This is a genomic window from Metabacillus sp. B2-18 (genome assembly GCF_021117275.1).
In the GTDB taxonomy this organism is placed as follows: Bacteria; Bacillota; Bacilli; order Bacillales; family Bacillaceae; genus Metabacillus.
This window is the reverse complement of sequence record NZ_CP088245.1, coordinates 403,946-427,694: the sequence shown is the minus strand read 5'-3', so window position 1 is coordinate 427,694 and position 23,749 is coordinate 403,946. Positions and strand designations below refer to the sequence as shown.

At 34.9% G+C, this 23,749-nt stretch carries 15 protein-coding genes and 3 pseudogenes; 11 read left to right on the top strand and 7 right to left on the bottom strand.

The annotated features are described in order from the left end of the window. Positions 1–85: 85 nt before the first annotated feature. Positions 86–259: a hypothetical protein gene (locus tag LPC09_RS02165; protein ID WP_231308879.1), complete on the bottom strand. Its 174-nt coding sequence runs from the start codon at positions 257–259 to the stop codon at positions 86–88. Between the two features lie 477 nt (positions 260–736). Further along, positions 737–919 (bottom strand): helix-turn-helix domain-containing protein, encoded by a 183-nt coding sequence (locus LPC09_RS02160; RefSeq protein ID WP_231308878.1) that lies wholly within the window; start codon positions 917–919, stop codon positions 737–739. Between the two features lie 526 nt (positions 920–1,445). Here LPC09_RS02160 and LPC09_RS02155 point away from each other — a divergent pair. Continuing rightward, positions 1,446–2,683: pseudogene (locus LPC09_RS02155) on the top strand (IS110 family transposase). 248 nt (positions 2,684–2,931) lie between these two features. Here the strand turns inward: LPC09_RS02155 and merA are convergent. After that, positions 2,932–4,085, bottom strand: a pseudogene (merA, locus tag LPC09_RS02150) (mercury(II) reductase); the annotation flags it as partial. Positions 4,086–4,224: 139 nt separating this feature from the next. Between merA and LPC09_RS02145 the strand changes: the two are divergent. The 8 genes and pseudogenes from LPC09_RS02145 to LPC09_RS02110 all read left to right on the top strand — a co-directional run bounded on the left by LPC09_RS02145 (position 4,225) and on the right by LPC09_RS02110 (position 16,270). Beyond that, positions 4,225–7,263, top strand: a complete 3,039-nt coding sequence (locus LPC09_RS02145) for a Tn3 family transposase (RefSeq protein WP_098797281.1) — start codon at positions 4,225–4,227, stop codon at positions 7,261–7,263. Positions 7,264–8,116: 853 nt separating this feature from the next. Further along, complete coding sequence (locus LPC09_RS02140) at positions 8,117–8,401, top strand: hypothetical protein (RefSeq protein WP_098797280.1); 285 nt, start codon at positions 8,117–8,119, stop codon at positions 8,399–8,401. A 62-nt stretch (positions 8,402–8,463) separates the two neighbouring features. Next, complete coding sequence (locus tag LPC09_RS02135; RefSeq protein WP_098797279.1) at positions 8,464–9,177, top strand: 2OG-Fe(II) oxygenase; 714 nt, start codon at positions 8,464–8,466, stop codon at positions 9,175–9,177. 2 nt (positions 9,178–9,179) lie between these two features. Then, a complete protein-coding gene (locus LPC09_RS02130; RefSeq protein ID WP_098797278.1) occupies positions 9,180–11,141 on the top strand; it encodes a carbamoyltransferase family protein in 1,962 nt (653 codons plus the stop codon). A 55-nt stretch (positions 11,142–11,196) separates the two neighbouring features. After that, positions 11,197–11,757 carry an MFS transporter gene (locus LPC09_RS02125; RefSeq protein ID WP_231308877.1) on the top strand — a complete coding sequence of 187 codons (561 nt, stop codon included), beginning with the start codon at positions 11,197–11,199 and terminating at the stop codon, positions 11,755–11,757. Then, positions 11,750–12,451, top strand: a complete 702-nt coding sequence (locus LPC09_RS02120) for an MFS transporter (RefSeq protein ID WP_231308876.1) — start codon at positions 11,750–11,752, stop codon at positions 12,449–12,451. Before LPC09_RS02125 ends, LPC09_RS02120 begins: the two co-directional genes overlap by 8 nt. 42 nt (positions 12,452–12,493) lie before the next feature. After that, positions 12,494–13,021 (top strand): GNAT family N-acetyltransferase, encoded by a 528-nt coding sequence (locus LPC09_RS02115; RefSeq protein ID WP_098797276.1) that lies wholly within the window; start codon positions 12,494–12,496, stop codon positions 13,019–13,021. A gap of 374 nt (positions 13,022–13,395) precedes the next feature. Then, positions 13,396–16,270: pseudogene (locus tag LPC09_RS02110) on the top strand (Tn3 family transposase). Here LPC09_RS02110 and dcuS read toward each other — a convergent pair. After that, a complete protein-coding gene (gene dcuS / locus LPC09_RS02105; protein ID WP_098797634.1) occupies positions 16,265–17,929 on the bottom strand; it encodes a DcuS/MalK family sensor histidine kinase in 1,665 nt (554 codons plus the stop codon). The pseudogene LPC09_RS02110 and the gene dcuS sit on opposite strands and share 6 nt — an antisense overlap. A 154-nt stretch (positions 17,930–18,083) precedes the next feature. On the opposite strand from dcuS, the gene LPC09_RS02100 reads away from it, so the two are divergent. After that, positions 18,084–18,872 carry a DeoR/GlpR family DNA-binding transcription regulator gene (locus tag LPC09_RS02100; RefSeq protein WP_098797635.1) on the top strand — a complete coding sequence of 263 codons (789 nt, stop codon included), beginning with the start codon at positions 18,084–18,086 and terminating at the stop codon, positions 18,870–18,872. Further along, entirely contained in the window at positions 18,865–19,728 is an 864-nt protein-coding gene (locus LPC09_RS02095; protein ID WP_231308875.1) for a Cof-type HAD-IIB family hydrolase, read from the top strand. The genes LPC09_RS02100 and LPC09_RS02095 overlap by 8 nt, the downstream gene beginning before the upstream one ends. 92 nt (positions 19,729–19,820) lie before the next feature. Here LPC09_RS02095 and LPC09_RS02090 read toward each other — a convergent pair whose 3' ends face one another. Genes LPC09_RS02090 through LPC09_RS02080 form a run of 3 tightly spaced genes read right to left on the bottom strand, consistent with a single transcriptional unit; the run spans position 19,821 to position 23,747 of the window. Continuing rightward, on the bottom strand, positions 19,821–21,044 hold the full coding sequence (locus LPC09_RS02090) for a Ger(x)C family spore germination protein (protein WP_231308874.1): 1,224 nt from the start codon (positions 21,042–21,044) through the stop codon (positions 19,821–19,823). Then, complete coding sequence (locus LPC09_RS02085) at positions 21,037–22,641, bottom strand: spore germination protein (protein ID WP_231308873.1); 1,605 nt, start codon at positions 22,639–22,641, stop codon at positions 21,037–21,039. The genes LPC09_RS02090 and LPC09_RS02085 overlap by 8 nt, the downstream gene beginning before the upstream one ends. Continuing rightward, positions 22,638–23,747, bottom strand: coding sequence for a GerAB/ArcD/ProY family transporter (locus LPC09_RS02080; protein ID WP_098797639.1), 1,110 nt, complete (start codon positions 23,745–23,747; stop codon positions 22,638–22,640). Before LPC09_RS02080 ends, LPC09_RS02085 begins: the two co-directional genes overlap by 4 nt. Between the last annotated feature and the right edge of the window lie 2 nt (positions 23,748–23,749).

The window sequence follows — 23,749 nt, the reverse complement described above, 5'->3', positions numbered from 1 at the left end:
TGGATACATATTTAAATTTTGTCATATTTAATCCTCCAAAATTTATTTAAATAAGAAAAGGGAAGGTTAACCTTCCCCTATGTACTTAAAATGAAAGAGCTTGAACAATGATATTTACTAAAGCACCAATTGCGACAACGCCATAAATTACTAACGCTATAGTTTTAATCAAGCTGGCTGTATACTTGTCAGCTGTATAGAAAAATAAAACGAACGCTGCGCCTAAAAGAATGATTGATAAGATAATTGAAATGGTCATGATATTCCCTCCAAGTTTTATTTTTTGTTCGGCTGAACCACAACTTGTAGCGAAAACGGTGTGAAGGGTGCGCTTGCGAAGTAGCGCACTTGCCAGTGGCGAGTAGCCATGTTGCATGCTATACGCAACATGGCGTTAGAAATTTAGATCGGCCCAATGACTTAGCGAGAGTTAGTTTGCGTAGTGTGCAAACTTAGTCTTGCTTAGCCTAGCCGTTCAAATTTCTTTCGAGCCACGCTAGCCCTTCACACTGTAATGAGCGAAAAGTTACACTGAGGAGAACAAAGAAAGAAATCCACTACACCAAAAAGAAAAGCCCTAGTCATTCCCTGTTATTTTGAACAGGGGATTGACTAGGGCTTAGTGAATTAGTGCGAAGCTTAATTCACGCAATTTCAAACAGGTTCGATACCTGTTTGAAATTGCCCTTGATTTCTTATTCCTTTTTTAGGAGTGCAGCGTTAGCCAGTGACACGATTAATGACATCTGTCATTAAATTTCTTTAATTTACTTGGATTATCTTGTTTTCTATAAATAACCCACGTTTTACCGATTTTTTTAGAAATAATTTTCCCATCTGCACAATAATTTTTTATTGTTCCAGGAGAAAGCCCCCAAAGTTTAGAAGCTTCATCAACTCCTATAAGGGGTAGCGTCAAGATTATGCGGATTTACAACGATAAGGGGAAAAACACCTTTATATCAATGATTATCAAGAGTATCTCAATAGATTAGGGTCTTAACGTACACATAATAGGCAATTTTTATAGTTTTATCTGCTTACCGTACAAAATTTCCGAAATGTTGGCGAGACCCGGGTAGCGTCAGGAAAATGCGGATTTACAACGTTAAGGAAATTTCAATATTAAAAAGCCTAATTTCTCAATTAACTGTGAAGAAATTAGGCTTTTTTCATTTCTCAATTAAAGCGCCTGATCGTAATATAAGTTTAACCAGATTTTACTGGTTGAACTTTTTTTATTTAGTTTTATTATAGCGGTAGTCGGAGTAGAACGAAGCGCTTGTGGGACATGGATCCCGTCAGCAAAACTGTTCACTCCCTACTTGTATAATCATGTTTCAGGCTGGTTGGGACATGGATCCCGTTTAACAAGCGAACCTATGACAGTACAAGCAGCTCTAGGGACAACCGACTAATCTTAAATTCTAAGGAGGAGATGATTGATGAATCCAGTAATAGGTCTGGATGTTTCGAAAGGAGAAAGTCAGGTACAAGCATTCTTGGATAAGGGACAACCTTTTCGTAAAAGCTTTAGTGTAAAACATACAGTGGATGGTTTCGAGGGTCTATTAGTATTCTTAAAAGAGGTTGAAAAAGTAGCTGCTGGTAAACAACCTTCGGTTATCTTAGAATCGACAGGACATTATCAATCTCCAGTCATTCAATTTTTGGAGGAACATCAATTATTTATATTATTGTGAATCCCCTAATCTCTTATCGAGCAAGGAGTGCAAGTTTAAGAAAGGTTAAAACAGACGCTGTCGATGCCTATCTTTTATGTGAATTATTCTATAAAGAAGAAATTGAACCGTATAAGAAAAGAGGTATCCAACTCTTAAACCTTCGTAATCTTACAAGGCAACAAGAGACCATTTCAAGTATCTCTTCTCAAACCAAGATACAGCTTCTAACAGTACTAGATCAGGTATTTCCTGAGTATAGAGGGGTCTTTGGTGATTTATATTCGAAAGTATCTTTACAGACTCTTTCCTTGTTCCCTACTTCTGAACATGTACTAAAAACTACAGAATCTGTTTTAACCGAAAAGATTGTATCGTTATGTACAAGACGTTCTGAAAAGTGGGCAAAAGAAAAAGCACAAAAGCTTATTGAGGCAGCATTACGAAATCCATTTCAAAGCAACTTGTATGAAAGCCTTATTTTTAACTTAAAGATGTTAATTACCATTGTTCTTCAATACCAAGAGCACCTATCACAACTTGAAGCAGAAATAGATGCCCTCGCTAAAGAAATGGAAGAATATAAGATTATCCAGTCTATCCCTGGTATCGGAGGAAAGATTGCGGCAACAATCATATCCGAAATTGGAGAAATAGATCGGTTTAATCACCCTAAAAAATTAGTTGCCTTTGCAGGAGTTGATCCAAGCGTTTACTCTTCTGGACGATTTACGGCAACCCAAAATCGGATAACGAAAAGAGGATCCAGAAGGCTAAGGCAAGCATTATTTATGGCTGTATACTGTGGAATTCGAGATGCCCGAAAGCAAAAGACGAGTGACACTGTTATTCCTAGGAATAGAAAATTAAGAGAGTTTTACGATAAAAAACGCAATGAAGGTAAACCCTATAGAGTAGCAATTATCGCTTGTGTTAATAAGCTTTTACACTTGATTTACGCACTTTTAAAGAACAAAACTACTTTCCAAGAATTAGCTTAGAGACTATATTTATCAAAATAAAACAAAACCTTCCAAATACTAAGATAAGGAAGGCTATTTAGCATACTCATTTTTAGTATATCATCATTATTTTAATTTTTTTATTGAAAAATGTTGACAACTATTAGCTGGTTTTGTTGAATATATTTTTTTGTTGAACAGTATTTTTGTACTACGTAATAACTAGAGTCATTTTCTTTAACTTTTTCCCCAGACTTAAAAAGGCTCCCTATTGGGAACCTCTTCCATCATCCTGCACAACAAGATAATTTCGAAACATCTTTATCAAAGGTAAGAGCAGCTAATTTTAATCCTTCTGCCATTGTTAAATATGGTGCAAGGCTGTCTTTTAAATTCTCGACTGTTAATCCAAACTTAACGGCTAATGTCGCCGCATATATCACATCTCCTGCATTTTCAGATACGATATGAACCCCTAGTACTTTTAAAGTTTTTGCATCGGCAACAAGCTTAAAAACGCCTGTTGTTTCACGGTTTACTATTGCTCTTGGAACTGCATCTAAAGGCAATACAGATTTTTTACTTCATAGCCTTTTTCTTTTGCTTGTTCTTCTGTTAAACCAACCGTTGCAATCGAAGGATTTGTAAAAGTTACGCCAGGAACAACGGATAAATCTAATTTTTTATTTAATCCGCCAATCGCATTATCGGCAACAATTCCACCTTCAGATGCTGCTACATAAACGAATTGAGGTCCTAATGTTACATCGCCTGCTGCATAAATCTTTTCATTACTTGTCCTAGCGTAGTCATTTATCAGGATTTCTTTTCGTTTTCCAACTTCAACCCCTGCGGCACTTAAATTCAAAGCATCTGTATTTGGTTTTCTTCCTGTTGCAACAAGTAACTGCTCTGATTCCACCACTTTTTTCTTACCATCTACTGTTACATGAACCTTTTTTATCTCTCCATCTTGTTCTACACGCTCAAAAGCTGCCCCTTTGACAAGGTTAATCCCTTGTTCAATTAACGCTTTTTCTACGGCTTCTGAAATTTCGGGATCATATTCTTTTAAAAGTCGCTCACTTCTTTGCATAAGTGTTACTTCTGAACCTAAATTATGAAACAATTGCCCAAGTTCCATTCCGATATATCCCGAACCAATAACCGTTAATCGCTTTGGCACCTTTTTTAATTCAAGTAGTGTTGTACTTGTTAGATAATCCACTTCTTCAAGTCCTGAAATCGGCGGTAAAGAAGGAGAAGCACCCGTTGCAATTAAAAAACGCTTTGCAGAAAGTTTCTTCCCATTAACTTCAACTGTATTTTCATCAACAAATTTTGCTTCACCTTCAATTAAATCAAAGCCATATTCATCAATTAAATTGACATATTTTTGATTCCGAAGTTCGCTGACTAACTCATCTTTTTGCTTTACTAGGGGTACGGAAACGATTCGCAGATTGAGGGGCCATTGTGGGAAAATATGGTATTAGCGACCGAACCTATCAAAATGATAGGTTTTTATTTTATTATAAATATAGAATTGTAGAAATTATTAGATAAAGAAGGGATAGAAATTGCCAAGTATTCAGGATACCATTTACCCCAGGTTTAAGAGTAATCTGACAGAGAAAGACTTGGAAGAAGTATATACACCAAAAATAAATGAAATAGAATGGGCAGAAGCTAAGTCTAAAGGTACCTTACAACAATTAGCATTACTTGTTTTAACCAAAACCGTACAGAAGCTTGGGTTTTTTATACATATTGTTGAAGTTCCAGAAGCGATTGTTATACATATTGCGAAAAAGGCACACTTGCCTTTGCCTACCAAAGAAGAGTGGAAAACGTACAGTGAAACGAGAACTGCTAAACGCCATTTTCGCTTTGTTCGGGATTATCTTCAGCTTCGACCATTTGATCATGAGGCCCATCATATTTTAACCAATACAATGAATAAATTAGCATTTAGCAAAGATGATCCTGCCGACTTAGTCAATGCTGCAATTGAAGAATTAATACGACAACGATACGAATTACCTGTTTATAATACCTTAAAAGATGCAGCAAACGATGTTCGAAATAAATCATATCGTGCCATCTATCATCAGATAGACCATGCACTAAATGATGAACAAAAAAAGAACATAGATCAACTTTTTCAGATACCTGAAGGCGCTACCTACAGTCCTTGGAATGAAATAAAAGAGGACGCGAAAAGAGCCACTTTATCACATCTAAACGATTTAATTGTACGCCGTAATTGGTTAATAAACCATCAAATTCCTACCGATTTGCTTCAGGACGTTCCTTACATCAAAGTGAAACAAATGGCAGCTGAAGCCAAAACGTTGGGCGCTTTTCGTATGTTAGAAATGGAATCTAAAAAAAGATATGCGCTTACACTTGCCTTTGTATCTATGCAATTGTCTAAAATTTTAGATGATATTGGAGAAATGCTCATTAAAAGAATGATGAGCATTCATAAAAAAGGCCGTCAACGTTTAAAAGATCATAAAGAAAAGACGCAAAAACGCACGGATTCGTTAATATCAACTTTCCATGAATTACTGCTTGCTTATCAAACTGAAGGGAATCCTGAAGAAAGAATTCAGGCCATGCAAAAGGTACTCAAAGAACAAGAAGCACAGGTTATACAAGATTGCGAAAACCATTTAGCTTTTAGTGGAGACAACTACTATTTATTCTTATGGCAATTTTATAAAAGTCATCGTGCTACATTGTTTAAAATTCTTAAATCCGTTCCACTCCGTTCAACTACACAAGATAAAGCACTGGAAGAGGCGATTTCTTTTCTCCTTACACATCAATATACAAAAAAGGAATTCATACCAGTCGTTCACATCGAAAAGAACGGAAAGTGGCGAAAGGATTGGGAAATTACTCCTTTGTTAGATCTGTCTTGGGTACCAGATTCCTGGTGGCGTTGGATCAGTCCTAAAAAGAAGAAAGAAAAAATGCCTGATGAAATCAATCGCCGACACTTTGAAGTATGTGTCCTTTCGCAGATTATGTTAGAGCTTAAGGCAAGTGACCTATATATAGAAGGAAGCGAAAAATATGCAGACTATCGAAAGCAACTCATTACATGGGAGGACTATGAAAAGAATTTAGCTGATTTTTGCAAGCATGTGAATTTGCCTATTTCCGGAGTCGATTTCGTTAGAAAGACACAGCAAGATTTTAAACAAATCACGAGCCAAACAGATCAATCCTTTCCTCGAAATGAACAAGTGCGGATTGAAAACGGTGAAGTGGTGATTGGACAGTTAAAGAAGAAAAAAATCCCTCCTGGTTTAAAGAAACTTGAAGAATATATAGCTGGAAATTTAGAGCCCATTAATGTACTGGATATGCTTGCTGATACCGAATACTGGTTAAATTGGACTCGTTTTTTTGGTCCTATTTCAGGGCATGAGGCGAAATTAGACAACGCAGTTGAACGATACATAACGAATGCCTTTTGCTATGGATGTAATTTAGGACCAACTCAAACTGCCCGATCAATAGGAAGTTTAGACCGAAAACAAATAGCTTGGATTAATCAACGTCATGTGACCATTGAAAATTTAGACAAAGCGATTCAATATATTATAAATACCTATAACCAATTTGATCTTCCAAAACATTGGGGCGATGGGAAAAGAGCTTCAGCTGACGGAACGAAATGGGATTTATATGAGCAGAATCTTTTATCCGAAAATCATATTCGTTATGGTGGATATGGTGGGATTGGATATTATCATGTTTCGGATACCTATATTGCTTTATTCAGCAATTTTATTCCTTGTGGCGTATGGGAAGGGATACATATTTTAGACATTTTGATGAATGATAAAGCCGAAATTCAACCTGAAATTCTTCATTCAGATACTCAAGGGCAAAGTACAACAGTTTTTGGACTTTCCTCTTTACTAGGTATTCAGCTGATGCCTAGAATACGGAATTGGAAAGACTTAAAATTATTCCGTCCCTGTAATGAAGAAATCTACGAGCATATTGATGAACTTTTTTCAGGGGAAATCGATTGGGAGCTCATTGAAACTCATTATCCAGACATGATTAGAGTTGCTATGTCGATCCAGTCAGGTAAAATTACTCCTTCTACCATTCTTAATAAACTAGGGACATACAGCAAAAAGAATAAGTTGTATCAGGCGTTTCGCGAGCTTGGAAGAGTAATACGAACGATGTTTTTATTAAAATATATGGCTGACGAGGAACTAAGAAGAACGATTCAAGCAGCTACCAATAAAAGTGAAGCTTTTAATGGGTTTACCAAGTGGCTATTCTTTGGTGGTGAAGGGATTATCGCTGAAAATGACCGGGAAAAACAGCGTAAGGTTATTAAATATAACCACTTAGTGGCCAATTGTCTTATCTTTTATAATGTGTTCTCTTTGTCTCGTATTCTCCATGACTACATGCAAGACGGAAATGATTATGATGAAGAGCTGATTTCCTATTTAAGCCCCTATGTTACAGCTCATGTCAATCGGTTTGGAAAATACCGCATTGATCTAAACCGTAAACCTCCTAAACTTCCGTTTGAGGTGTCTGTAGCAAGAGAAAAAAATATACTTTTAATAAAGTAAAGGAGTGACCTGAATGCTATTAAATTCGCTAGATGATGAACCGAAGAGTTTCAAGATGGTAGGAAGAAGATACGTGGGTGATTTATACTAAACTTCATAATGATATTTAAGATACAATGCACTTTTTAAACATCTGTTCAACATAAGAGATAAAGACTATTGAATAGGGACTTAATGATTTAATGCACTATTTTGGCGATCGAAAATCTATGAGAAAGAAAGTTTGCAAGAGTCAAATAGAGAGTTCAAAGTCAATAAAAAAGAAGAAGCTGTTGATTAACAAAAATTTATTTATGGCTCAATCAGCGTTCTGTCCGATTGGACAAGTCCACTTAATAACATATAGAGTGTAAAGGTTACACTTTAACTGTTAACTCAGGACATTCATTTCAATAAAGATATTCCAACATTAGGCCATTTCATACTTTGAAATGTGCTTATTTATTTTAAGGCGATATTCTTTCTTTTTTAAAATCTTTTTAAAATCGATGGAGAAATGAATACTTCCATGTTTTTAAAAAATATGAGAAATTACTAGGTTTTAAAGAATTATAGTGAGTTTCTTCCCTATCTGTCTTTATAACAAAACAAAGAACAAAAAAACTAGTCCTTCATAAAAAGATATTTTTAAAAAATATTGTTGAAAAAGATAACTTTTAAATTTTATAAGAGTATCTACTTAAAGAGAAGTTTTGTTAATAAGCATCAAATATTGAACCTGTATAAAAATATACATTACAAACATTAACTAAAAATACTAAATAAATAAAATTATGGAAAAATTCTTTGTAATATCCAAAAATTAGTAGTATTATATTATTGTAACAAAATTTCCAAAGGGGAGATGGTTAACTTGTCAATGATTATTAATGGTAGTAGAGCAAAAGAGTTAGAAAGTGGTCTCGATAAGTTACAAGCAAAGCTTAAAGTGCTCTCTGATAATTCTAAGGGCGAAAAAAAAGAATTACTTAACAGAATCATCAGTACAGCTGTAAAACAGAATCAAGAAACAGAGGCTAATAATGAGGGGGCAAACCATTTAGCACGCTACTATAAGCCGATGTCAACACATGATCAGTTAAAATTAAAGCTTAAATTTAACGACCTAATTAACGTTGTCGAGATGCCAGCAAACTAAAAGATCATAGCAACCCATAAGAACTACACTCTTATGGGTTGTTTAAAAAAGGAGATTTAGATATGAGTTTAGATACCTTACAAAAATCTAAAAACGAATTATTAAGTGATATAAATGAGTTAATTACAGGCATGGATATGGCTGAAAAAATAAATATGCAATTATTGCTATCTCTTGCTGTTGGTGGGCTTGCACCAAACAACAACAAGGGATCTGATGAAATTTCAGAGAACGCTTTCAATATAGCTGTGGAACTTATGACACAGTTTAGAGATGCAGGGCTAGTAAAATATGAAAGACCTTCATTTATGACTAATGAATTACTAAATGCTTTAATAAAAGAATCTAAAGAAGTACGAAAAATTGCTGTAAGACCGGGTAAGCACTACTTATCTCCTGCTGGAAAAGTAGCTGAGGAACTAGCATTAAGCAATGAATTAGTTCAATATGTAAACGATGCCCTTGGTTATAAGGTTATTCCTAATGAAATAAGCTCATATTTATATTATGAGGAACCAGGCGATGGAATCCCCGCACATGTTGATTCAGACGTGTTTTCAATTAACTGCATTATTGGTTTATCACATGAGATGGGGGACCATGTAGAAAATCCATCCTCATTAGTTGTTTATTCTAATGATGGAAAACCAAAAAGAATTTTATTGAAACCAGGTGAGTTAGTTCTTTTATTAGCTGGTGGTTCTGTTCATGAACGAGAACCAGTTGTTGAAGGAGAAAAGGTATCTATACTTACAGTAGGGCTTAGAAGAGGTTAAACATGTTTGTACTTGGAATTAATTATAGTCATGATGCTGCAGCATGTTTAGTAGAAGATGGCAAGGTTGTAGCAGCTATTCAAAAAGAAAGACTTACCCGTCGTAAACATGATTTAGAAAGGACAATTTCTGATGAACGAATGATTCAATATTGTCTAGATGCTAGGGGAATCTCCATTGATGAAGTAGATTTAATTGTTTCAAACGTTCAATCTTTGTCATATGGAGGGGTGGGATTAACCACTCCCCTTCAAAAAGATTTTTCCCTTTTTGATCCTTTTTCAGAAAAACATCTTTTTATATCTCACCACTTAGCACATGCCTATAGTGCATTTTCACCTTCAGGGCAATCAGAATCAATAGTAATGGTTATTGATGCTGCGGGTTCTTCTTCGCCAGAAGGAAAAGATTATGTAATGGCAGGTCCGGAAATGAAGAAATATTTACTAGGACCTACTCCAAAAGGAGAATTTAAGAGTGAGGCAGAGTCATACTATTTATTTACTAATAACTCATATAAATTGTTAGATAGATTTTATTTACCAAGCCATTCATCGGAGATGATATACACTGGCGGGATAGGTATGGCATATGCAATTGTTTCAAATTACATCTTTGATGATCCCCTTGAAAGTGGAAAGGTAATGGGACTTGCACCTTACGGAGATTGTAATTTCCATAGGGGTGTAAATATCATGTCTTCAAATGAAGATAAGGTTATATTCAATAATAACTGGCAATTAAACTTTAATAAACCTGGGTTCCACGAAGATCAAAAACATTTAGCAGCAATCATGCAAAGAGATCTTGAAAATGCACTTGAGGCAAGAATTAAAAGCATATTTAAGAAAACTACCACTAGAAATATTTGTTATGCAGGTGGAGTTGCACTTAATTGTGTAGCAAATGGAAAAGTGTTAAGTAAGTATGCGAATGAACTATTTATCCAGCCAGCTGCTAATGATGCTGGTATAGCTATTGGCTGTGCCTACTATGGATATAGTTTTTTAAAGAAACAAAATGCACATTATAAACAAACACATGATTATTTAGGAAAGAAATATACCTCGCAGGAAGTAAGTAATGTTCTTAGTAATTATTTAGTTGTAAATAAAGAGCGAACTCCAAATGATCAATTAATTAATGAAGTAGCTAAACGTTTAGAAAAAGGTGAAATAGTTGCATGGTTTGAGGGTGGTTCTGAATTTGGCCCTCGCTCACTTGGACATAGAAGTATAATATGCAACCCAATGTTATCGAATATGAAATCAAAACTTAACGAAAGAGTTAAGCATAGAGAATCTTTTCGTCCGTTTGCACCAGTTTGTCCAGTGGAATGTGCTGACTCCTATTTTGAAGTAAACAGAGAAAGTCCATTCATGTTATTAAGTTTTGATGTTAAAAGTGATTATAGGGAATCACTTCCCGCAATAACACATGTAGATAATTCTACTAGGTTACAAACGTTACATGAAAAAGAACACCCTAGATTACATAAGTTACTACATAAATTTGGAGAATTAACAAGTATTCCAGTTCTTCTAAACACGTCTTTTAATGTTATGGGTGAACCTATAGTAGAAACACCAGAGGATGCTATAAATTGCTTTTTATCAACTGATATAGATGTTTTAGTTATTGAAAATTGGATTATTACAAAGAAAGAATTAGACAGGCAATCAAAAGTCAATTCGTACCCGGTTTTTCGCCCTTCTATTACCCTTATTTCTGAGGAATCACAAGGATACCAATTGCTCGGAATATCAAATGGGAAAAAGATCACTCCTTTAAAACATGAAGAGTTTGAAGTAGCTAGGACACTCCTTTTAAATAACGGACAAAAGACATTAAATGAGTTAGTTGATTCAGAATTTCAATTAGAAAAACACCTTAAATTGTGTGAGGCATTTGAACAACTAAACTATTTAAATTTCACTTTTGAAAAGCATACAATTACTACTTAATAAAAACATACACTCCTTTACGAGTGTATGTTAATTACATTTTAGGAGGGATATTTTGTCTCCTTTTTTTAAAGAGTTATTTATCAATCGCTCTTTTTCATTTTACTTACCAGCAACTAGTTTAAATGCATTAGGAAGTTCACTCTTTGAAATTGCAGCAACTGTCTATGTTTATAATGAATCAAATAATGATCCAAAGTCTATTGCTTTTTTTATGATTGTATTATTACTTCCCTCAATCATCTTACCACCTTTTGGAGGAGTAATAGGTGACAAGATTCCTAAGAAGCTCGTAATTACTATCTCTAATATCTTAATTGGTATTTTTGCTTTATTTATGTTCTTGTTTCCTTTTACTACTTATATATACTTTCTAAGTTTCCTTGTATCCTCAATTAGAATATTATCTGGTCCAAGTCGAGGAAGTTATATACCGGAAATAGTCGAGGAAAATTACATTTTAACTGCTAACTCTCGCCTCCAATCAGGGACGTCTATAACAACAATCATTGGAATGCTTATTTCTGGACTTGTAGTGGCTAAATTAGATGCAGTATGGTTTCTTGATCTATGCTATTTGTATTTTTATAGCTTCGTTTTTAACTATCTTGACTAAACCATCTACCATAAATGAAGAAGAAAGTAGCATAAATACTGATAAAAAGAATCTTTTAGGGAATTTAATAAAGGGCTTTGTAAAATTGATAGATGTTAAGGATGCTCTAAGAGTAACTATTCTGGTAGGGGTTATCTCAGGTGTCAGTGGAATTATAAACGTACTATATCTTGTTTTTGTAACAGAAGTATTAGGTATGGAGGAATCCTTTTATTCCGTTTTAATGGTTATAGAAGCTGTAGGATTATTCATAGGTAGTCTTATTGTTAAACATCTTCAAAATAAATTAGGTTATCTACCTCTTTTGAGTTTATGTACAATTGTGGATGGAATATGTATTGGTTTACATTATTCAATAGATTCTATGTTCTCATTTTTATTCTTAGGGTTACTAACCGGTACAGTTGGAGCTCAAATATCAATATTATCAAATTCAATTCTACAAAAAACCACAGAAGCATCAAGTAGGGCAAGTGTTTTTGGATCATTCCAGATGATAATAGGTATTTTTTCTATTCCTGGCCTTTTTATCGGGGGTCTAATACAATCAAACGAGAATGTTCGAATTCTTTTTGGAATTAGTGGGTTAATAATTACATTAATAGGTTTATATTACTTTACAAAAAGTTACTTCAATAAAAACAAAATTAATAACAATGTAGATAAAAGTTCGATATCTAATAGTAATGGTTAAACTATTATAATAAAAAATATATGGCTTTCGGGGAGTTATAAAATGACTAATATGAATCTAGAACCATTAAACAAGTATCATGCTGAGGAGTTATTTTCAGTTTTAAAAGATGAAAAAATATATACCTATATCCCTGAAAATCCTCCTGAGAGTTCAGGTGAATTGTCTGAAAAATTCGAAAGGTTGGCAGAAGGTGCACCAATTCACCTTTCGCAAATCTGGTTAAATTTTGCAATCTATAATAAAAATTTAAAGGAATATATTGGAACGGTTCAAGCAACTATTTATAGTAAAGATTTAAAAGCTTCAATAGCATATGTCTTACCTTCTAAGTACTGGGGAAAGGGATATGCACAACAAGCAGTAACAGAGATGATTAATATACTAATTTCAAATTATAAAATAAAGATGTTTCATGCATATATTGATACAAGGAACATTAAATCAATTAAATTAGTTGAAAGGCTAGGATTTAAAAAAATTGGATTTGAAAAGAATGCGGATTTTTTTAAAGGTTCTACCAGCGACGAATATATATTTGCCTTGAAAACAGAGGAATGGAATAAATAAATACACATATTTCCTATTTAGGATCTTGAGATCAAAATAGGTGAAAAATAATTCAGACGTCTTTCTGAACAAGAGTGGTGCCTTTTTACATGTGATGGACCACTGTAATGGTAGCCATTAGAAGCTTTAATGTTATTCAATAACAGGGCGCGTGCTTGTCTGGAGTAAGATAGTAAAAAATAGACTGAACGGTAAGAACCGATTAGTCTATTTTTTTATTATCAATAGGGTACACTCTATTGATATATAATTGAGCTAATAAATTGAAAAATACAGAAATGGGATGATACTGAATGAAAATTGCGAGAGGTAGAGAATTGCTTACACCGGAACAGAGACAGGCTTTTATGCAAATCCCTGAAGATGAATGGATATTGGGGACCTACTTCACCTTTTCCAAACGTGATTTAGAAATAATTAATAAGCGAAGGAGGGAAGAAAACCGTTTAGGGTTTGCCGTTCAATTTGCTGTTCTTCGGTATCCCGGTTGGCCATACACTCATATTAAAAGCATCCCAGATTCGGTTATACAATATATATCGAAACAAATCAGTGCTAGTCCATCCTCGCTTAGCTATTATCCTCAAAGGGAAAATACACTTTGGGATCATTTGAAAGAAATTCGAAGTGAATACGACTTTGTAACTTTTACCCTGAGTGAATATCGAATGACATTTAAGCGCCTTCATCAATTAGCTTTGGAAAATGGTGATGCCATTCATCTACTGCATGAATGCATAGATTTTCTAAGAAAAAACAAAATCATACTCCCTGCTATCACTACACTTGAAAGAATGGTGTGGGAAGCAAGGGCAATGGCTGAAAAGAAGCTATTTAATACGGTAAGTAAATCTCTTACAAATGAACAAAAAGAAAAGCTTGAAGAGATCATTACTTCGCAGCATCCATCCGAATCCAATAAAACGATATTGGGTTGGTTAAAGGAACCACCGGGTCATCCTTCGCCCGAAACATTTCTAAAAGTAATAGAACGACTTGAATACATACGAGAAATAGAATTAGAAACGGTACAAATTAGCCATTTGCATCGCAATCGTCTGTTACAGCTATCTCGCTTAGGTTCAAGATACGAGCCGTATGCATTCCGTGACTTTCAAGAAAATAAACGTTATTCGATATTAACCGTCTATTTATTACAACTTACTCAGGAGCTAACAGATAATGCGTTTGAAATTCATGATAGGCAAATACTTAGTTTGTTATCAAAAGGTCGTAAGGCTCAAGAGGAAATCCAGAAACAAAACGGTAAAAAACTAAATGAGAAAGTTATACACTTTACGAACATCGGACAAGCATTAATTAAAGCAAGAGAGGAAAAATTAGACGTTTTTAAGGTTTTAGAATCGATTATTGAATGGAATACCTTTGTCTCTTCAGTAGAAGAGGCTCAGGAGCTTGCACGTCCTGCCGACTATGATTATTTGGACTTACTGCAAAAACGGTTTTATTCACTAAGAAAATATACGCCAACGCTATTAAGAGTATTGGAATTCCATTCTACAAAGGCAAATGAGCCACTTTTACAGGCTGTTGAGATTATTCGAGGAATGAACGAATCCGGAAAGCGAAAAGTGCCTGATGACTCACCTGTGGATTTTATTTCAAAACGATGGAAAAAGCATTTATACCAGGATGATGGTACAACAATTAATCGTCATTACTATGAAATGGCTGTTTTAACAGAACTTCGGGAGCATGTTCGGGCAGGAGATGTTTCTATTGTTGGCAGCAGACAATATAGGGATTTTGAGGAATATTTGTTTTCGGAAGATATATGGAATCAATCGAAGGGGAATACGAGATTATCAGTTAGTTTATCATTCGAAGATTATATAACAGAGAGAACCAGTAGCCTTAATGAAAGGTTAAAATGGTTAGCTGCCAATTCCAACAAGTTAGATGGGGTTTCTCTTGAAAAAGGAAAACTGTCACTTGCACGCTTAGAAAAAGATGTTCCAGAAGAAGCAAAAAAATTTAGTGCAAGCCTTTATCAAATGCTACCAAGAATAAAATTAACTGATTTACTTATGGATGTTGCTCATATAACAGGATTTCATGAGCAATTCACTCATGCTTCCAATACTCGAAAACCAGATAAGGAGGAAACAATCATTATCATGGCTGCCCTTTTAGGAATGGGAATGAATATTGGCTTAAGCAAGATGGCCGAAGCCACACCCGGACTTACATATAAGCAACTAGCCAATGTATCTCAATGGCGCCTGTATGAAGATGCAATGAATAAGGCCCAAGCCATATTAGTAAATTTCCATCATAAACTCCTATTGGGGCGACGGTACAACATCCTCGTCAGATGGTATGAGAATGCAGATAGGTGTTTCATCACTGCATGCAGATGCAAACCCACATTACGGGACTGGAAAAGGAACCACCATCTACCGTTTTACTAGTGATCAATTCTCTTCTTATTACACAAAGATTATTCATACAAATTCAAGGGATGCGATTCATGTTTTGGATGGATTGTTGCACCATGAGACGGATCTAAATATAGAAGAGCATTATACAGACACTGCTGGTTACACAGACCAAATATTCGGGCTGACTCATTTATTAGGATTTAAATTTGCTCCAAGAATACGAGATTTATCAGACTCGAAATTATTTACAATAGATAAAGCAAGTGAATATCCAAAATTAGAAGCCATTTTACGTGGACAAATAAATACAAAGGTCATTAAAGAAAATTATCAGGATGTTTTGCGATTAGCTCATTCTATAAAGGAAGGAAAAGTTTCAGCATCCCTTATTATGGGGAAACTAGGTTCTTATTCAAGACAAAACAGCTTGGCTACAGCCTTACGTGAGATGGGCCGAATAGAAAAAACGATCTTTATTTTGAATTATATTTCGGATGAATCATTAAGAAGAAAAATACAAAAAGGATTGAATAAAGGAGAAGCCATGAATGGACTGGCAAGAGCTATTTTCTTCGGAAAACAAGGAGAGCTTAGGGAACGAACCATACAGCATCAGCTTCAAAGAGCCAGTGCTTTAAACATAATTATCAATGCCATCAGTATCTGGAATACTCTACATCTGACCAAAGCAGTTGAATATCAAAAACAGGCAGGTAGTTTTAATGAGGACTTATTACACCATATGTCACCTTTAGGCTGGGAACATATTAATTTACTAGGAGAATACCATTTTAATTCGGAGAAAATGGTCTCATTAGATTCTTTAAGACCACTAAAACTTTCATAACGTTGTTAAAAACGTGGGAATCGTCAGAAAAATAGGCTTAGCGTTGTAAATCCGCATTTTCCTGACGGTACCCCCTTTATAAGGAACTTGAACAATAAATTCTGCTCCTGTTTTGATACTTAAATTAATTTGAAGTGTTCCTTCTATATGTTCCATACTTTTGTTGACTAAATATAATCCAAACCCACGATTATCTCCCTTTGTGGAATACCCCTTGGTAAATAGATGTGGAAATTGATCCTTATGAAGTCCAGGACCTGAATCCCTAACTTTTATTTGTAAAGAAGAGTCTTCATAATGAAATTTGACTTGCAAGACTTTATTATCATATTGAGCCATCGCTTCAATCGCATTATCTACTAAATTGCCAATAACCGTAATTAATTCATGGGTAATTCTTGGATCAACCGGTTCAGGAATAAGCGTATCACAATCAATGATCATTTCTACTTTATTTTCCCTTGCAAAGCTAAGCTTCCCAAGTAAAAAGCCTGCTAGTGCTGGATCTTTAATATTTTTTGTCACTTGTCCAACCTCATGTGCACCATGATTAACAACCTGAGCAATGAACTTCCTTAGCTCTTCATAGCTTTCCATTTTAATCATACCTAAAATAACATGAAGTCTGTTCATAAATTCATGAGATTGAGCTCGTAATGCATCTGCATAGGTACGAACCCCTGTTAATTGTTCAGCTAATTGATTCATCTCTGTTTTATCTCTAAAGGTGGAAATAGCTCCAACAATTTGATCGTTGACTATTAGAGGTGCTCGATTAACCAATATTGAAACCCCATTAATCGTTAACTCAACATCTTGCTCTGCTTTTCCTGTTTTAAGTACACGATCCAAGTTTGAAGATGGTAAATACTCTGTTATCTTCATCCCAATAGGCTGTGCTGGTAGTCCAGTATTTTTAAAAATGTGTAAAGCCGATCTATTTACTAGAGTAATATTCGCCTCATTATCAACCGCAATAATACCCTCATGAACAGATTGCAGCATCGTATTTCTTTCTTCATGTATTTTAGCAATGGCAAATGGTTCAAGACCAAATAAAATCTTTTTTATATATCGAGCTAATAATATTGCACCTAAGATCCCAACTAAAACACCAATAATAGAGGCAATTATGATGGTACGATGCCCTCTTTCTAATGCTTGTTCCACATTATTCAATGAAATACCAACAGCAACTGCCCCTATCTGTTCTTGTTCATGATTATATATAGGTGTAAAAGCTCTTAATGATTGTCCTAACGTCCCTTCTGAAACCGAAACATGCTCTTTACCGTTAAGAACAGCTTCCTCATCTCCCCCTTTAAATTTTTTTCCAATTAAATCAGTGTTAGGGTGTGATTTTCTTACTGCTTTCATATCCATTACAACGACAAACATAACATCTGCTGCTTTTTGAATGTCAACAGTATAATCTTGAATCTCACTCGAATAAGGTTGGTTATTTTCTAGTCCATTTTTTACAATCACAGACTTCGCAACTGTTCTTGAGACAATCTTTGCCTTTTCTTCTTGATTTTCTCGTATGGTCTTGCTTACTGTATGACTTATTAACAAATCAGTCAGGAGCAGCGAAAGAAGCACGACTAAACAAACGAACAAAATAATGATTGTACTTAGCTTATATTTTTGCTTTATCATGTCTTCACCTCCCAGAAATTTATTATAACAGACAATATACCTCTTAATATAAACACGAAAATACTTAGAGATGAAATAAGTAATTGAAAATCCACTTACAATAACTTATAATAACTTACAAATACTTATAAACACTTAAAGAAGGGGTAACATAATGTTCCAAGAAGAACGATTAAGATCAATCCTTGCACACCTAAAAACATCCAAGCGCATTTCAATTGAAGAAATATGCGAGTTGTTTGACGTATCTAGAGATACAGCCAGAAGAGATCTTGTGAAATTAGAAGAAGATAAAGCTATTATCCGTACTCGGGGTGGTGCCATCCTTCCTTCACCTAAACATGAAATCAAAGATTACGTTAATCGTTTAAGCATGGTATCAGAAGAAAAAAGACAAATTGGCAAAAAAGCAGCATCTATTATTCATCCTGGTGATTACATTATTCTTGACACTTCAACAACTGTTCAGGCATGTGCGGAGCAGATGGAAGATGTAAAATGTACGATTATTACAAACTCAATTAATCTGGCAGACATACTAATTAAAAATTCACAAGCACATATTCAACTGCTTGGAGGAGAACTCCATAAAGAACACCGCTATTTATATGGAAGTTCTGTGATCGAAAAACTATCTTATTACCATGTTGATAAGGCCTTTGTAGGTTGCGCCGGAATATCCGAGAAAGGTGTCACAGTAGCTCATGAGGAAGATGGGAAAGTGATGCAAAAAATGATTCAGCAAGCTGAGCAGGTTATTTTACTAGCAGATCATACAAAAATCGGTATTACGGGGTATTTTCGATGTGCGGAACTTAACGAGATTGATTTACTTATCACTGATCGAGAGCCCAATAAGGAATTTCAAGATTTATTAGATTCTCATGGAGTTGAAATATTCATTACATCTCATAATGAGGAAGGGGAAATACTTAATGACTAAGCTTATAGCTATTGACCTTGATGGAACATTGCTAAGTAGTAAGAATGAAATCAGCATTGAAAATATCCAAGCGATAAAAGAAGCGCAAAATGCTGGTATTGAGATTGTTATCGCAACAGGTCGTGCCCATTTCGATGTTCAGGCAATTTTTAAGGATACAGACATAAAAACATGGATCATTGCAGCGAACGGAGCAACAATCTATGATCCGGAAGGTAATCTTTATCACCATCAACCAATTGATCCTTCAACTGCATATAAAGTGCTACATGCATTAGAACAGGACGGCTTTTATTATGAGGTTTTTAGTTCTTCATGTATTTATACTCCTACTAGCGGGCGAAAGCTATTACAAATTGAAATAGATCGCATCCAAAGTGCTAATCCTGATGTTTCTATTCAAAATTTGGAGGAAGCCTTATCAAAGCAATTTAGTCAAACGGGATTTACATTTATTGATTCTTACAAAGATATTAAAGAAGCTGGCACACCCGTTTATAACATTCTTGCGTTTTCCTTTTTTGAAGAGAGATTAAAAGAAGGCTGGTCAAAATATGGTCAAATTGAGGGTCTTACGATTGTATCTTCAGCCAATCATAACTTTGAATTAGAGCATCAGCATGCATCAAAAGGAATTGCTCTTGAATTACTATCTGAAAAACTAGGTATTGCTCTAGAACATACTGCAGCAATTGGTGATAGCATGAATGACCTATCCATGCTATCTCGTGCAGGAATAGGTATAGCTATGGGGAATGCAAAAAATTCTATTAAAGAAGCAGCCGATTTGGTGACAGTAACAAATGATGAAAATGGTGTTGCTCACTTTATTCAATCTGTTTTAAGCAAGGTATAAATGCAATGAAAACATGATACAATTTTAATAAGCCAACCTTCTTCGGCGTAACACTTTCATTTGTGGCGTGACGAAGGGGTTGGCTTTTCTATTTATTTTTCTTTTTCTTTTTTTTCAATATCCTCATTAAAACTTTTATTTTTTATTCCAGATCTCATGAGATGCATATCAACATATACATCCAGTTCAGCTTTGGCAAACTCTTCATCCCATTGATTTTGTACTTCTAGAAATTTCTTGTGGTTCTGACGATTTAGAGCATCACCAAACCCAAATATGTCAACTCCATATTCTTCCTGTACTTTCGTTATGAGAGAGCTCATTTCTTTCTTTATATAATCTTCAATTCTCTCTTCGTAATCTGTAAAAACAGCTAACTTTGTTAAATCCTGAGGACAATGTAGCCCTTGAATTCTTGCTTCACCATTTATATTTACTTTAATATGTGGGTAACCATTCTTATAATCAGCTTCTAGACTTGACTTAGACATTGTTATTCGCGCATCTAAAAAATAACCTTTAGCTTCTTCAGAATTTTCTCCACATGGGATACTTAGACTGGTTTGCATTAGATCTTGAGTCCATAAATAGTTCCTTGTTTCTTCTAGAGATAACTCACCAATCATCTTCTCATCATCAAAAACTACCATACCGTCCATAACAACTAGCGCTTCAGGATCTAGAGACTTATTATTCTCAACTGTTTTTCCTGATTCTGCATTACCTTTTATTGAGAGCGATGCAGCAACTGGACTCTTTCCTTTTGAAATAATTGTAGATATAAAATCATATAACTTAACATTAGGATCTCCTCCCCACTCCTCAGTAAATGTCTCCGCTTGAGAATTAACCTTTAGGGAAGGACTTTTCTGTGTTGGATAGGTAATTTTTGTGAACTCAGAAGCAGGGCTTCCTTTTGTGATCATAATGTTAAAATCATTTCGGAATTGTCCACTGCGATCCAAAAAGTCTAGGAAACCAAATAGACCTTCCCTCGCAACCTCCTCACTTATGTATAATACCCTTGTATGGGAATAAACCATCTTACGAGTTAGTCCCTTATTCATTTTATTTGATAGCTCCGAAAGAGAATTCCCCTCCATAGTATACGTAACGACCGGTGTATTACCTTGAGCACTTTGTTTTCCAAATTCAGACGAGATAATAGCTTCTACTGTCAAGCGATACTTTTTTTCTTCCCCTGGATCTACTGCAATACCTGACACAATTGATATTTCATCCAATTCTTCACGATCCCAACAACCTGTCATAAAAAAAGACAGAATGAGAAATAAATATATCCATTTCTTATTCATTTTCCTTTTCCCCTTCTGATTGTTGTTTAGGAGGTGACGGCTTCCTAGTATCCTTTATTTTCACTGGTGATTTCGACATTAAATAAGATGGCCTAAATTTATCTGCCCATAAAGGAATACGAAAAAACACATCTGTTTGATCTCTCAATTTAAATGGAGCCACTGGTGTTAAATAAGGAATTCCAAACGTTCGTAAACTTACCAAGTGGATAACCATTACAATGAGTGATAAGAAAATACCATATAACCCTAAAGAAGCAGCCATTAATATTAAGATAAATCGAATTAGCCGCGCCGCAATTGAAAAATTATAGATTGGTGTAACAAAGCTTGCAATGGCAGAAAATGCAACAACAACGACTAACACATTAGAAACGAGGCCAGCTTCAACAGCAGCTTGCCCAATAACTAAAGCACCAACAATTGATAATGTTTGACCAACAGCACGAGGCATTCGAACACCAGCCTCTCTTAACACTTCAAATGTAAGCTCCATAAGTAAAATCTCAATAACAGCTGGAAATGGAACTCCTTCTCTTTGACTTTGCACACTTATCAATAAGGGTGTGGGAAGTAATTCATGGTGAAAAGTTGTAATGGCAACATATAAAGAAGGAAATGTTAGTGTAATCATAAACGCAATATAACGAATTACTCTGATAAAGCTTGTCATGAAAAACGGCTGATAATAATCCTCAGTAGACTGAAAAAAATCAGTAAAGACACTGGGAACAACTAAGACAAAGGGTGTTCCATCTAAAAAGATAGCAATTTTCCCCTCAAGGATATTCCCGCTTATGCTATCTGGTCTTTCTGTATTAAAAACTAGTGGAAAAAAGGTAAAAGTTTGATCTGTTATAAACTCCTCTACATTTCCTGTGTCCAATAAACCAGAAGCATTAATCTTATTAATTCTTTGCTTTACCTCGCTCAGAATATCCTCGTTCACAATTCCCTTCATGTAGCCAATGACCAATTGTGTATTAGAATCTCTTCCTACATTGAACTCTTCAAATATCAATCTGGGATTTTTAATTCTTCTACGGACCAGTCCAATATTTGTTTGAAGATCCTCAACAAAGCCATCCTTAGGGCCACGGATAATTGTCTGTGTGCTCGGTTCTACTATTGACCTCTTCTCGGTACCACCAATATTTAAAGCTAAAGCTTTCGTATGTTGGTTAACCATCACAATTGCAAAACCATTCAGCATATGCCAAATAAGCTGGTGCAGTGTTTCTGCAAATTCATAAGATACTGCTGGAAAATATGCTTCTCTTAATGAATTCATATCTTGATAAGTTTCCTCATTCTTTTGAAAGGCAGACCTCAGTGGTTCTAAGACTAGAGAATTCAAATCACTCTTACTTAAAGTCGTTCCTAAGTAACAAACACACCCCTCAAGGTTTCCAACCTTTATGTTAATTACCTCATAATCGGACGTTGAATTAAATATTTCTTTTATACTTTTCTTATTCTTCTCTAGTGAAAAATCATATTGCTTTGGTATACCTTCTTTATCATAGAGTTCCTTCTCTGATGTTTTCCCACTATTTTTATTAACTTTTCTTCTAAATAGTGTCGAAAGTATACTCATAAGCTAGTCGTCTCCTTTTTCTTTGTTTTCCACAACAAAATAGGAAGAATGAGAATCGGGATTCCAAACTGAAATGGAAGATGTAAATAAAAGGGGACAAATACTAATCCCTCTTCTATATGCTCAATAAAATTGTGACTAATCACCACAGATATAAAAGCAACTAATGCCCCCATCGGTAACGTCATACTTCGATACGGTTTATTAATGATGTACTCAAGCCCTTTTAGTCCCCCATAAAAAAACAAACTTACCTTTACAATAATTCCGAACATGACAAAGAAGACAATAATTAAGTCCACTCTTTCTATAAAGTTAAGTAATGAAATCTCCCTTGATGCACTTAATAAAGGAAATGTTGCTCTTTCCTTTAAATCTGCTCCTAATGTGGCAATTTGAATAAATGAACCGTATGTAAGAATAAGTCCACTAGTTATAACAGCAGCAGCACTAACTTTCCCTACACCCTTCTTAGTACCTATATAAGCTCCAACAATCATAAATGTAATAACTTCACCAAATGGAAAAGTTATTAATTGTGGAAATAATGCTTTCATAATCGGTTGAAATCCATCCCCCAACACTGGCTTTAAATTATTAATTTCTATGCCCCCTGAAAGCCAAATAGCAATACCGGTTACTAATATAAACGTTACAACATAAGGAAAAAAAACCTCACTCGTTCTACCAAGCACTTCCAGTCCATGTTGAAGCATATAAATGATCACCAACATCATCGTGATCGAGATGACTTCCAATGGTGTTACTTCAAAAATCGTTGAAACAAGAAGCTCACCAAAATCACGTAAAACCCTTGCGGAAATATAAAAAAAATAAATAACGTACAACAAAGTCAAAAACTTTCCAATCCATTTCCCAAAACAAAAGTGAAATATCTCAAATAAGTTCTTTCCCGGTAATCTTGAAAGCAAAAAGAAATAATAAAAAATGAGACCAACTCCAATAACAGTAGCTAATATAATCGCAATCCAAGCATCCTGCCTTGCCTCATCTCCAATACTAACAAGTGCTGCACTTCCAATTTGAAAACAAATGATAAGGATATATAACTGCCAAAGTGAGATTTTTTCTACATTTTGTTTCATAC

Bases quoted from the DNA above. Each gene is read 5' to 3' on its own strand.
- LPC09_RS02165 (WP_231308879.1), bottom strand. From the start codon at position 259: ATGACCATTTCAATTATCTTATCAATCATTCTTTTAGGCGCAGCGTTC.
- LPC09_RS02135 (WP_098797279.1), top strand. From the start codon at position 8,464: ATGAGTTTAGATACCTTACAAAAATCTAAAAACGAATTATTAAGTGAT.
- LPC09_RS02130 (WP_098797278.1), top strand. From the start codon at position 9,180: ATGTTTGTACTTGGAATTAATTATAGTCATGATGCTGCAGCATGTTTA.
- LPC09_RS02115 (WP_098797276.1), top strand. From the start codon at position 12,494: ATGACTAATATGAATCTAGAACCATTAAACAAGTATCATGCTGAGGAG.
- dcuS (WP_098797634.1), bottom strand. From the start codon at position 17,929: ATGATAAAGCAAAAATATAAGCTAAGTACAATCATTATTTTGTTCGTT.
- LPC09_RS02100 (WP_098797635.1), top strand. From the start codon at position 18,084: ATGTTCCAAGAAGAACGATTAAGATCAATCCTTGCACACCTAAAAACA.
- LPC09_RS02095 (WP_231308875.1), top strand. From the start codon at position 18,865: ATGACTAAGCTTATAGCTATTGACCTTGATGGAACATTGCTAAGTAGT.
- LPC09_RS02090 (WP_231308874.1), bottom strand. From the start codon at position 21,044: ATGAATAAGAAATGGATATATTTATTTCTCATTCTGTCTTTTTTTATG.
- LPC09_RS02085 (WP_231308873.1), bottom strand. From the start codon at position 22,641: ATGAGTATACTTTCGACACTATTTAGAAGAAAAGTTAATAAAAATAGT.
- LPC09_RS02080 (WP_098797639.1), bottom strand. From the start codon at position 23,747: ATGAAACAAAATGTAGAAAAAATCTCACTTTGGCAGTTATATATCCTT.